This window comes from Sphingobium sp. 15-1 (assembly GCF_013375535.1).
Classification (GTDB): domain Bacteria; phylum Pseudomonadota; class Alphaproteobacteria; order Sphingomonadales; family Sphingomonadaceae; genus Sphingobium; species Sphingobium aromaticivastans.
Genome location: NZ_JABXJG010000001.1, coordinates 908688 through 920499 on the forward strand (window position 1 = coordinate 908688; position 11812 = coordinate 920499).

Below are 11812 nucleotides of genomic sequence, written 5' to 3' on the forward strand. Positions count from 1 at the left end.
CTTTGCGCAAGGGCTAACTATCGCTAGGGAAGGCCCATGTCCAAGCCCTATACCATCACCACCGCCATCAGCTACCCCAATGGCCGCCCGCATATCGGCCATGCCTATGAAGTGATCGCCACTGATGCGATCGCCCGTTTCCAGCGGATGATGGGCCGCGACGTCTTCTTCCAGACCGGCACGGACGAGCATGGGCTGAAAATGGCCCAGACGGCGCGCAACCGGGGCATCGAACCGCGTGAACTGGCGGATGAAATGTCAGGCTATTTCAAGGCTATGAACGATGGCCTGAATATCAGCTATGATCGCTTCATCCGCACCAGCGAGCCGGATCATCATGGTGCCAGCCAGGCCATATGGCAGGCGATGGAGGCCAATGGCGATCTGTATCTCGGCCGCTATGAGGGCTGGTATTCGGTCCGCGACGAGGCATTTTACGACGAGAAGGAACTGACCGAAGGAGAGGACGGGCAGAAGCTCTCCCCCCAGGGCACGCCGGTCGAATGGACGGTCGAGGAAAGCTGGTTCTTCCGTCTGTCCGCCTATCAGCAGAAGCTGCTGGACCTTTACACCAGCCAGCCGGATTTCATCCAGCCGGACAGCCGCCGCAATGAGATCATGCGCTTTGTCGAGGGCGGCCTTTCGGACCTCAGCGTTTCGCGGACCAGTTTCGACTGGGGCGTGAAGGTGCCGGGCAGCGAAGGCCATGTCATGTATGTGTGGGTCGATGCGCTCACCAATTATCTGACCGGCTGCGGCTATCCCGACGACGCCGAACGCATGGCCCGCTATTGGGCGGAGGGCGGCGACATCACGCATATCATCGGCAAGGATATTGTGCGTTTTCATACCGTTTACTGGCCAGCCTTCCTGATGAGCGCGAAGCTGCCCTTGCCAAGTCAAGTGTTCGGCCACGGCTTCCTCCTCAACCGGGGTGAGAAGATGTCCAAGTCGCTCGGCAATGTGGCCGACCCGATGGAACTGGCGGAGCGTTTCGGCGTGGACCAGTTGCGCTATTTCCTGCTGTCCGAAGTCACCTTCGGCAATGACGGCAGCTACAGCGCGGAGGCGATCGTCGCCCGGTCCAACAGCGACCTCGCCAACAGCTTCGGCAATCTCGCCCAGCGGACGCTGAGCTTCATCGCGAAGAATCTCGAAGGCCGTCTGCCCGAACCGGCGGCGCAGGATGTGGACCGCGACCTTCTCCAGACCGTCGCGGAGGCCGCGCAGACCTTCCAAGCCGCCATGGCGGAGCTCGCGCCCTCGACCGCGATCGAGGCGTGGATGCGGGCGGTTTTCGCCTGCAACGCCTATATCGACGCGCAGGCGCCCTGGACGCTCCGCAAGACCGATCCCGCCCGCATGGAGGCCGTGCTCGCCACCCTCTACGAAGCCATCGCCCATCTTGCCATCATCATTCAGCCGATCATCCCGGCCAGCGCCTCGGCTCTGCTCGACCAGATGGGCTTGGCCGACGAGGGGCGGAGCTATGCGGCCATCGGCAGCGACTGGTATGCGCGGCTCCGCGCTTCGGGCTTCACGCTCGGCGCGCCCAAGCCGCTGTTCCCGCGCCTCGAACTCCCCGCCGAAGAGGCATGACGCCATGCTGATCGACAGCCATTGCCACTTGAATTACAAAGGGTTGATCGAAGATCAGCAGAATGTGCTTGAACGGGCGCGGGGTGCCGGAGTTGGCCTGATGCTCAACATCGCCACCCGCGAAAGCGAGTGGGACGATGTGCTGGGCACGGCGCTGCGCGAGCCCGACGTCTGGGCGACTGTCGGCATCCATCCGCATGAGGCGGACGAGCATCCCCATGTCGACACCGCCAAGCTGGTCGAGCGCGCCGCCCATCCGCGTATCGTCGGCATAGGCGAAACCGGCCTCGATTATTATTACGACCATAGCGACCGCGAGCGGCAGCAGCGCAGCTTCCGCTCCCATATTGCGGCATCCCGCGAAACCGGGTTGCCGCTGATCGTTCACACCCGCGATGCGGAGGAGGACACGCTCGCTATCATGCGCGATGAAATGGGGAAGGGGGCCTATACCGGAGTCATCCACTGCTTCACTGCCAGTGGCGCCTTTGCCGATGCGGCGATGGAACTGGGTTTCTATATCAGCATTTCCGGCATCGTGACTTTCAAGAACGCCAGGGATTTGCAGGAAACGGCTGCGCGCCTGCCGCTCGACAGGCTGCTTATCGAGACGGACTCTCCGTTCCTCGCGCCAGTTCCCCATCGCGGCAAGTCCTGCGAACCCGCTTTCGTGGCCGACACGGCCCGTTTCCTTGCCCGGCTGCGGGGTGAAAGCGTCGAGCAACTGGCGGAAGCGACATCCGCCAATTTCCACACGCTTTTCAGCAAGGCGGCATGAGCCTCAAGCTCACCATCCTAGGCAGCGGCACCTCTTCGGGCGTTCCCCGGATCGGTAATGATTGGGGCGCCTGCGATCCCGATGAACCGAAGAACCGCCGCACCCGCGCATCGATCCTGGTCGAAAGTCCGACGACACGGCTGTTAATCGACACCTCGCCCGATATGCGCGCGCAATTGCTGGCGGCGGATGTCGTCCATATCGACGCGATCCTCTGGACGCATGACCATGCCGACCATAGCCACGGCTTGGACGATGTCCGCCAGCTTTACCACCATCGCGGCAGTCCCGTGCCCGGCTATGCCCGGCCCCAGACGCTCAGATTGCTGCGGGAACGCTTCGGCTACGCCTTTGAGGGGCGGCATGGCTATCATCCGACAATCGAACCTCATGCCCTGCCCGACGGCCTGCGCATCGGGGACATCGGCATCGCCTGCACCGATCAGCCGCATGGCGAGATATTTTCCACCGGGTTCCGCTTCACATATGATGGCCATTCTATTGGCTATGCTACTGATTTTCATGATATGACAGCCGATATGCTGGCCCTTTACGATGGGCTCGACATCTGGGTGGTCGATGCCCTGCGGGAAAAGCCGCATCCGACCCATGCGCATCTGGCGCTTACCCTGGATGCCGTGCAGGCGGTGCGGCCCAGCCGTGCCATATTGATCCATATGGACCAGAGCATGGACTATGCCAGCTTGCGCCGGACACTCCCGGAAGGCGTCGAACCGGGATATGACGGGCTGGTTGCGGAATTGGGCGGGACATAGAAGCGGGGGTTGGGGCATGGATGGCGATCAGGCGATGTCCAGTCTCTGGTATGTGCTGGCGCTTGTCCTGGTCGGATCGGCTCTGTTGGCCCGGCGCGCGCCCTTGGGCGGTCTCATGCGGATGGTGATATTGTGGATCGTCATCTTTGCTGCGCTGCTAGGGCTGTTCAAGGCTGGCGAAAAATTCGGCCTGTTCTCCAGCCGTCTGGATGGGGAAGGGGGCACGCCTCCCTCTCTCGCGAGCAACAATGCACCGGCGCGATTGCCCCCGGCCCAGACGGAAGGGCAGGCGTTGCGCATTCCCATTGCGCCGGACGGCCATTTTTGGGTCGAGGGGATGGTCAACGGCACGCCAACCCGTTTCCTGATCGACAGCGGCGCCAGCGTCACTGCCTTGTCCGTGACGTCCGCCCGGGCGTCCGGCCTCAATTTCGACCTGAACGCGCCCGGCGTCGACATGATGACCGCCAATGGCAAGATCGATGCAAAGCGCTCCACCATAGCCACGCTGTCTATCGGCCCGATCCGGGCCAGCGATCTCGACATCGTCATCTCGCCGGCTTTTGGGGACGTCAATGTGATCGGAATGAACATGCTTTCCCGCCTGAAAAGCTGGGCCGTGCAGGATGGCGAGATGGTGCTGACCCCATGACGTCACCCATTGCAGCGCCCGATCGGCGCCAGCGGCTGAAGGCCATCATCGGCGGGTCCACCGGCAATCTGGTCGAATGGTATGACTGGTACGCCTATTCGGCCTTCACCCTCTATTTCGCCCAGCATTTCTTCCCGAGCGAGGATCGCACAGCGCAATTGCTGAGCGCGGCGGGCATTTTTGCGGTGGGTTTCCTGATGCGGCCAATCGGCGCCTGGCTGATGGGCGTCTATGCCGACCGACATGGCCGCAAGAGCGGCCTGACGCTGTCGGTCGCGTTGATGTGCGCGGGATCGCTGCTGATCGCGGTCACGCCTTCTTACGGAACGATCGGGGTAGGCGCACCCTTGCTGCTTGTGTTCGCCCGGCTGATGCAGGGGCTTTCTATCGGCGGGGAATATGGCGCCAGCGCCACCTATCTGTCCGAAATGGCGGGCCGCAGTCGGCGCGGTTTTTACTCCAGCTTCCAATATGTCACGCTGATCGCGGGTCAGTTGGTCGCCATCTGCGTCTTGCTGCTGCTTCAGGCGATGTTGAGCGAAGCCGAACTGGACGCCTGGGGATGGCGCATTCCATTCCTGATCGGCGGCGCGCTGGCCGTCATCGTCTTCTGGCTACGGCGCGGTCTTTCCGAAACCCAAAGCTATGCCGTCGCCAAGGCGGAGGGCGCGCCCAAATCGGGCTTCATCGAACTCGTCACGCGGCATCCCCGCGAGACGTTGACGGTGATGATGCTGACGGCGGGCGGCACCATCGCTTTCTATGCCTATTCCATCTACATGCAGAAATTTCTGGTCAACACCAGTGGTCTCAGCCGGGAAATGGCATCGCAGATCAATGGGATAACGCTTTTTCTTTTCATGTTGATCCAACCGCTTGCGGGCGCGCTTTCGGATCGCATCGGCCGCAAGCCCTTGATGATCGGCTTCGGCATATTGGGCGTTATCGCCACATATCCGATCTTCGCCACGCTGGCCGTCACCAAAGACCCGATCATAGCGGGTCTGCTCGTGATGGCCGGGCTGATCATCGTGACGGGCTATACCTCGATCAACGCGGTCGTGAAGGCGGAGCTTTTTCCGGCTCATATCCGCGCGCTGGGCGTCGCTCTGCCATATGCGCTAGCCAACACCTTGTTCGGCGGGACAGCGGAATTCGTCGCGCTGTGGTTCAAGCAGATCGGGATGGAGCAGGCATTCTATGTCTATGTCACGGTGATGATCGGCATCTCGCTGGTCGTCTATGTCCGGATGCGCGACACGCAGCGGCATAGCCGGATATTGGAGGATTGAGCCTAGGGGGATGGTAGTGGATGGCGGAGGGTGTTGGATGGTGGTGAGTTTAACATAATCCTTATTATCGAACTAAGCGATGGCGTCTGGTGAGGCTGGCCTTTGCTCCCCCGAAGTCCTATCTCTCTCCCCATCTCATCAATCCAAGGTTCCGCATGTCTTCCTCCAGCAAGGCCAGTCCCGCCGACATCATGCCGCTTGCCAATGTCATGGCGCGGCTTCGCGATCCCGAAACCGGTTGCCCCTGGGACATCGAACAGGATTTCGCCAGCATCGCGCCCTATACGATCGAGGAAGCCTATGAGGTTGCCGACGCCATAGAGCGTGACGATATGGCGGCCTTGCGCGACGAGCTTGGCGATCTGCTCCTTCAGGTCGCCTTTCACAGCCGCATGGCGGAGCAGAACGGCCATTTCGCGCTGCAGGACGTGATCGACGCCATCACGGAAAAGATGATCCGCCGCCACCCGCACGTCTTCGAAGAAGGCGCGGCGCGCGAGGATGGCCATGTCCAATGGGAAGCGATCAAGGCGGCCGAGCGGGCCGACAAGGAGCCCGATCCCAGCGCGCTCGCAGGCGTGGCCATCGCCTTGCCTGCCCTGCTTCGCGCCGAAAAGCTGCAGAAGCGCGCCGCCCGCACAGGCTTCGACTGGCCGGATACCGATGGCGCCATCAACAAGATCGAGGAGGAACTGGCCGAGGTGCGGGCAGCGGAATCCCCAGCGGAACGGGAGGAGGAAATAGGCGACCTGCTGTTCGCCGTCGTCAACCTTGCCCGCCATCTGAAGGTCGATCCGGAAGTTGCCCTGCGCGCCGCCAATGCGAAGTTCGACAAGCGCTTCCGTGTCATGGAAAGCCTAGCGGGCGACGGTTTTCCTGCCCTTTCCCTCGATCAGAAGGAAGGCCTTTGGCAGCAGGCTAAGCGGCAGTTGAAGCGGCTCTGAGCGAGCGTTTTTTCCGACTAGATCAAACGCTCCCGTGTTCCTGCGTAGGCAGGAACACCGTTTCGCTTCAAAAAGGTCAATTCCCTCGCCGTTTGAGGAACCGCGCTAGCGCGGAATCGGACAGCCGGACATCCACCAGCATATCCTCGCCCTCCGCCCGGCTGGCGGTCACCTCGCCATGTTCGTGCAGCCAAGCCATCGCCGCACCGTCGGCCAAGGGCACGCGCAACTGATGAACCTGCGCGCCTGACGTCAACCGCGCGCTGATCGTCCGTTGAAGGCCGTCGACGCCCTCGCCGGTCAAGGCCGACAGGATCACGACGTCATCGCGCCTCGCCGCCGCCTCACGCGCCAGCGCCACCGCATCATCATCCAACAAGTCCAGCTTGTTCCAGGCCTCGATGATCGGCGGCGGCTCATTGCCCTCGCCCGCTTCGAGCGCGCCCTCCCCGGCCACGCCCAGTTCGCTCAGCACGTCGATGACGTCATCGCGCTGCGCATCGCTGTCGGGATGGGCTATGTCGCGAACATGGACGATCAGATCGGCCGACAGCACCTCTTCCAGTGTTGCGCGGAATGCGGCGATCAATTGCGTCGGCAGGTCCGAAACGAAGCCCACCGTGTCCGAAAGAATGGCCTTGTCCAGCCCTGGCAAGGCGATCTGCCGCATGGTCGGATCGAGCGTCGCGAACAGCAGATCCTCTGCCATGACGTCAGCGCCGGTCATCCGGTTGAACAGCGTGGACTTACCCGCATTGGTATAGCCGACCAGCGCGATCACCGGCCAGGGCGCCCGTTGCCGCCTGGCCCTATGCAGCCCGCGCGTCTTCGTCACCTGATCCAGCTCGCGGCGGATTTTCGCCATCCGGTCGCGGATCATCCGGCGGTCGGCCTCGATCTGCGTTTCACCGGGACCGCCCAGGAAGCCAAAGCCGCCCCGCTGCCGCTCAAGGTGAGTCCAGCTTCGCACCAGCCGCCCCGCCTGATAGTCGAGATGCGCCAGTTCGACCTGAAGCCGCCCTTCGTTGGTCGCCGCCCGCTCACCGAAAATTTCCAGGATCAGGCCGGTCCGGTCGATGACCTTGGTTTCGGTCGCCTTTTCCAGATTGCTCTGCTGCACGGGACTCAGCGCATTGTCGACGATGACTAGTTCAGCCTCTTCGGCTCTCGCCAGCGTCGCGATCTGATCCACCTGCCCACTGCCGAACAAGGTTGCAGGCTTGCGGTCGCGCACGCGAAAGGCCTGCGCCGCCCGCACGTCGATGCCGATGGCGAGGGCAAGCCCCCTCGCCTCCTCCAGCCGCGCATCGCTGTCGCGACGCTCCGGACCATGGACATCGGCGCGCACGACAATGGCACGCGCGCCACGCGACACTTCGTCAGCGGAATCTCGGTTGAAAACGGCCATGGAGGCTTAACGCTTCCGGCCCCGGCCGGCTTCATCGGAAACCGGGCGGGAACAAGAAAAAGCGATCAATCCTCGCCCTCACCTTCGCCGGTAAGGTCGAGCGCGTGCAGCGGCTGCACCGTCGAGATAGCATGCTTATAGACGAGTTGGACCATGCCGTCCCGCTCCAGCAGCATGCAGAACAGGTCGAAGGCCGCGATTTCGCCCTGCAACATGACGCCGTTCACCAGGAACATGGTCACGGGGCTGCCGGACTTGCGCACCGCGCTCAGGAAGATTTCTTGGAGCAGCTTCGACTTGCCATTGCCGTCGCTGGCCTTGCGCAATTCGCTCAGGTCCATGGGTTGCGCCGGCATGACGGTCGAAATGGCATGCTTGTACACCAGTTGCGACTGGCCATCGCGCCGCAGCAGCACGGAGAAATTGTCGAACCAGGTGATGATTCCCTGCAACTTCACGCCCTTGACCAGGAACATGGTTACCGGGGTCTTGCTCTTGCGCAGGCTGTTCAGGAAGATGTCTTGAAGGTTGTTCACTTTGTCGGCCATGGTCTTCACCATTCCTTTATTGGCGGGACGTTACCCGCTCTCGCACCCCTGGGCAGAGTGTCTTGCCTGCTCCCGCCTGTCGGAAGCAGGGCAAACCTACCGCAATTGCGAAGAGCCGTCCATGCCCTGATTGGGTGAAAGCGATCAACCGTCCTTGCCGTCCGTAATTCCCAACAATTTCAACTTCCTGTGGAGCGCGGACCGCTCCATACCGATGAAGGTGGCAGTGCGGGAGATGTTGCCGGAAAAGCGCCGGATCTGGATGCGCAGATATTCGCGCTCGAAGCTTTCCCGCGCCTCACGCAGCGGCGCGCCCATGATCGCGGACTGCCCCATGCCTTCCGAATTGCCGTTGCTGGTGAGTTCGGCGGGCAGCATGTCCAGCTCGATCCGTCCGATCCGCTCGCCGGGCGCCAGGATCATTGTGCGTTCGATCACGTTGCGAAGCTGGCGGACATTGCCCGGCCATTCATTGGCCTGCAGCGCGGCCATGGCGTCGCTGGCGATTTCAGGCGGCGGAACCCGGCGCTCCGCGGCGAAGCGCGCCAGATAATGCTCGACCAGCGGCGGAATATCGTCGCGTCGTTCGGCCAGCGGCGGAATGACCAGCGGCACGACGTTCAATCGATAGAACAGGTCCTCGCGGAAACGGCGTTCCTCGATCTCACTCGCCAGATTGAGGGCGGTCGAGGAAATGACGCGCACATCCACCTTCACCTGTCGCTGCCCGCTGACGCGGGTAAAGCTCTGATCGGTCAGCACGCGCAGGATTTTCGCCTGGGTGGTGAGCGGCATGTCGGCAATTTCATCGAGATAGAGCGTGCCGCCATGCGCCTGCTCCAGATAGCCGGGACGCACCAATCCGCTGGGGTCTTCGACGCCGAACAGCTCTTCCTCCACCCGGTCCGGGTCCATGCGCGCAGCGGCGACGATGATGAAGGGGGCATCGGCCCGCCCGCTCCAGCTATGGAGCATGCGCGCCGCGACTTCCTTGCCAACGCCGGCGGGTCCGGAGATCAGCACACGGCTGCCGGTGCCCGCTACCTTCTTGATGGTTGCCCGCACGGAATTGATCGCCGCCGAAGTGCCGGTCAGCTCATCATCCTGCCCGAAACGAGCGCGCAACACCTGGTTCTCGCGCCGCAGTCGTTCCGTTTCGGTCGCTCGGGACACCAGATGCAGCAGCCGGTCCGCCTCGAACGGCTTTTCGATGAAATCCGCGGCCCCCTTGCGAATGGCGGCGACGGCGGTGTCGATATTGCCATGGCCGGAGATCATCAGCACCGGAATGCTCGCATCCCGGCGCTTGATCTCGTCCAGCAATTCCAGGCCGTCAAGCTTCGAACCCTGAAGCCACACGTCCAGCAGCACCAGCGAAGGCCGCCGTGCATCCAGCGCTTCGATCGCGCTGTCGCTGTTGGCGGCGGTGCGGGTGGCGAAACCCTCATCCTCCAGCACACCTGCCACCAGATCGCGAATGTCCTCTTCGTCATCGACTATCAGAATATCAAGCGCCATTGGCTGTCACTTTTCCTTTGGGCAAGGCGATCACCTGCCCCTCTTCCAGTTTTTCAAGCGCCACGACCGGGAAGCGCAGCGTCACGCGCGCCCCGCCCCCTTCGGCATCGTCCAAGCGGATTTCGCCCATATGTTCCTCGACAATCTTCTTGACGATGGCGAGGCCCAGGCCCGTACCCTTGCTCCGGGTGGTCATATAGGGCTCCAGGATGCGCTCGCGCTCAGGGGGCAAGCCAATGCCATTGTCCTGCACCGCGATCAGCAAATTGCCCTCGTCCTGCCCCACTGTCATAAGCACATGGCCGCGCCGCTGGCCGTCATCGGCGGCAGGCTTGGGTTCGATCGCCTCCACCGCATTTTTGACGATGTTGGTGAGCGCCTGGCCCAATTGCCGCCGATCGCAGACCAATTCCACATCGGCGTCGACGGAATGATATTCGAACCGGATGTCGGGATGCGCGACCTCGTGCAGGAACAGCGCGTGCCGGGCGATGTCGTCCACCCGTTCCCGCCGGAACACCGGCTTGGGCATGCGGGCGAAGGAGGAGAATTCGTCCACGATCCGCCGCAGATCGCCCACCTGGCGGACGATGGTGCCGGTCAGCCGGGTGAAGGTCGCCTTGTCGCTCGTCACCTCCTCGGCATAGCGGCGCTGCAACCGCTCGGCGGCGAGCTGGATCGGGGTGAGCGGATTCTTGATCTCATGCGCGATCCGCCGCGCCACGTCGGACCAGGCGGCGCGCCGTTGGTCTGAAAGCTGCTGGGTGATGTCGTCGAAGGTCAGGATATGGCGCGAGGCGTCCTCGGACACTTTCACCGCAAGCGTGCGCGCGTCGCCATGCGCGCGGATCTGAACGATCCCCGCCCCTTCCTCCGATGTGATCAGCGCCGCCAGCTCCTGCGACACGTCGGTCAGCGGCCTGCCGACCGGATCGTCGCCCTCCCGCACCAATATCGCCGCCGCCGAACTGTTGAGCAGCAGGATGATGCCATCCCGGTCCACCGAGAGCACCCCGGCGGACACGCCCGACAGGATCGCCTCGATAAAGGCGCGGCGCTCGTCGAGCTGGCTGTTGGCCGCGACCAGGGCGCCCGTCTGCGCCTCCAGCCGCTGGGTCATGCGGTTGAAGGCGGAGGCCAGGGTGCCGATCTCATCGCGGGTCTGCGGGCTGGTCACGCGGGCCGACAGGTCGCCCGCGGTGATCCGCCGTGCCGCCATCACCAGCTCATTGACCGGCCGCACCATCCAGTCGGCCACCTTCAGCGCGATATAGACCGCGACGCCGACCAGCAGCAGCGATCCCACGAAGAGCATGATGTTGAAGCGCAACTGCAAGGCGCGGGATTGCGCGGCGAAAATGTCGTAATCCGACAACACTTTCTGCGCCCGCTCGACGTTGCTGAACGCCGTCGACCCGGAATCGCGGGTGGCATAGAGATAGATTTTCGCGTTGGGATAAAGCAGCGTCACCGCCTCGATCTGGTTGGGCTTGGCCGCGACGACGACATCCTCGCCGGCGTCCAGCCGCTTGACCACATCGGCGGTGAGCATTTCCGAAGCGGGCCGGCTTTCCGGGTCGACCGTCGCCGCCGTGCGCGCCACGCCGTCCTTGCCGATCTCTATGATCGCGGACCGGTTCAGCTTCCGCGTCACGACTTGATAGATATAGCCCTCCGCAAAGCGCGGGCTGGAGACCTTGGATTGGCTCAGATAGTCGCGCAGGTCGCTCGCCATGGTGACGGTTTCGTCGCGCACGTCGCGCAGATTCTGCTCATAATAGCCGCGCGCCAGATCGCTCGCATTTTGCAGCATTCCCCGGGCACTGTCGGAAAACCAGAATTGCACGCCATATTGGAACAGCAGCGAGGCGAAGATCACCACCAGCAGCATCGGCACGCTGGCGACGATGGAGAAGATCGCCACCAGCCGGACGTGCAACTGCCCGTCGCTGCCAATGGCCGATTGCGCGGCGCGCCGTTTCGCCACCCGCCGCCCGAGCAGCACCAACAGGGCGATAGCCGGCACCAGATTGGCGACCAGCAGCAGCGCCACGATCGGCGGCGTCAGCAATGTGTAGCTTTGCCCCTGTCCGGTCAGCAGGAAATAAGTAATGCCCGCCATCCCGAGAAACAGGATGAGCGTCACCGCCTCCACCACTGCGGCCAGACGTCGGCGCAGGAAGGGAGGGAAATGCCTTTTCCATGCCCGGCCCCGCACGGGGAGAGTCACTGCGCCTTCCATAGTGGCTTGGTTACAACATTAATGTGCCCGATCAAACACAGTAATTGAACGATGC

General features: G+C 62.7%; 10 protein-coding genes. 6 read left to right on the forward strand and 4 right to left on the reverse strand.

Annotated features, from left to right (window positions below; translation table 11 throughout):
- Nucleotides 1-36 precede the first annotated feature (36 nt).
- The 6 genes from metG (at nt 37) to mazG (ending at nt 6041) form a co-directional block, all read left to right on the forward strand.
- Nucleotides 37-1599: a methionine--tRNA ligase gene (gene metG / locus HUK72_RS04175; RefSeq protein ID WP_176595663.1), complete on the forward strand. Its 1563-nt coding sequence runs from the start codon at nt 37-39 to the stop codon at nt 1597-1599.
- Between the two features lie 4 nt (nt 1600-1603).
- Nucleotides 1604-2377, forward strand: coding sequence for a TatD family hydrolase (locus HUK72_RS04180; protein ID WP_176595664.1), 774 nt, complete (start codon nt 1604-1606; stop codon nt 2375-2377).
- On the forward strand, nt 2374-3153 hold the full coding sequence (locus HUK72_RS04185) for an MBL fold metallo-hydrolase (RefSeq protein WP_176595665.1): 780 nt from the start codon (nt 2374-2376) through the stop codon (nt 3151-3153). The genes HUK72_RS04180 and HUK72_RS04185 overlap by 4 nt, the downstream gene beginning before the upstream one ends.
- 16 nt (nt 3154-3169) lie before the next feature.
- Nucleotides 3170-3805: a TIGR02281 family clan AA aspartic protease gene (locus tag HUK72_RS04190; protein ID WP_176595666.1), complete on the forward strand. Its 636-nt coding sequence runs from the start codon at nt 3170-3172 to the stop codon at nt 3803-3805.
- Nucleotides 3802-5097: an MFS transporter gene (locus HUK72_RS04195; protein ID WP_176595667.1), complete on the forward strand. Its 1296-nt coding sequence runs from the start codon at nt 3802-3804 to the stop codon at nt 5095-5097. The genes HUK72_RS04190 and HUK72_RS04195 overlap by 4 nt, the downstream gene beginning before the upstream one ends.
- Nucleotides 5098-5252: 155 nt before the next feature.
- Nucleotides 5253-6041, forward strand: a complete 789-nt coding sequence (mazG, locus tag HUK72_RS04200) for a nucleoside triphosphate pyrophosphohydrolase (protein WP_176595668.1) — start codon at nt 5253-5255, stop codon at nt 6039-6041.
- Between the two features lie 76 nt (nt 6042-6117).
- Here mazG and hflX read toward each other — a convergent pair whose 3' ends face one another.
- The 4 genes from hflX to HUK72_RS04220 form a co-directional block, all read right to left on the reverse strand.
- Nucleotides 6118-7449, reverse strand: coding sequence for a GTPase HflX (gene hflX / locus HUK72_RS04205; RefSeq protein WP_176595669.1), 1332 nt, complete (start codon nt 7447-7449; stop codon nt 6118-6120).
- A 65-nt stretch (nt 7450-7514) separates the two neighbouring features.
- On the reverse strand, nt 7515-8009 hold the full coding sequence (gene hfq / locus HUK72_RS04210) for an RNA chaperone Hfq (protein WP_255325609.1): 495 nt from the start codon (nt 8007-8009) through the stop codon (nt 7515-7517).
- Between the two features lie 132 nt (nt 8010-8141).
- A complete protein-coding gene (locus tag HUK72_RS04215; protein WP_066557676.1) occupies nt 8142-9515 on the reverse strand; it encodes a sigma-54 dependent transcriptional regulator in 1374 nt (457 codons plus the stop codon).
- Entirely contained in the window at nt 9505-11757 is a 2253-nt protein-coding gene (locus HUK72_RS04220; protein WP_176595671.1) for an ATP-binding protein, read from the reverse strand. The genes HUK72_RS04215 and HUK72_RS04220 overlap by 11 nt, the downstream gene beginning before the upstream one ends.
- Nucleotides 11758-11812 lie beyond the last annotated feature (55 nt).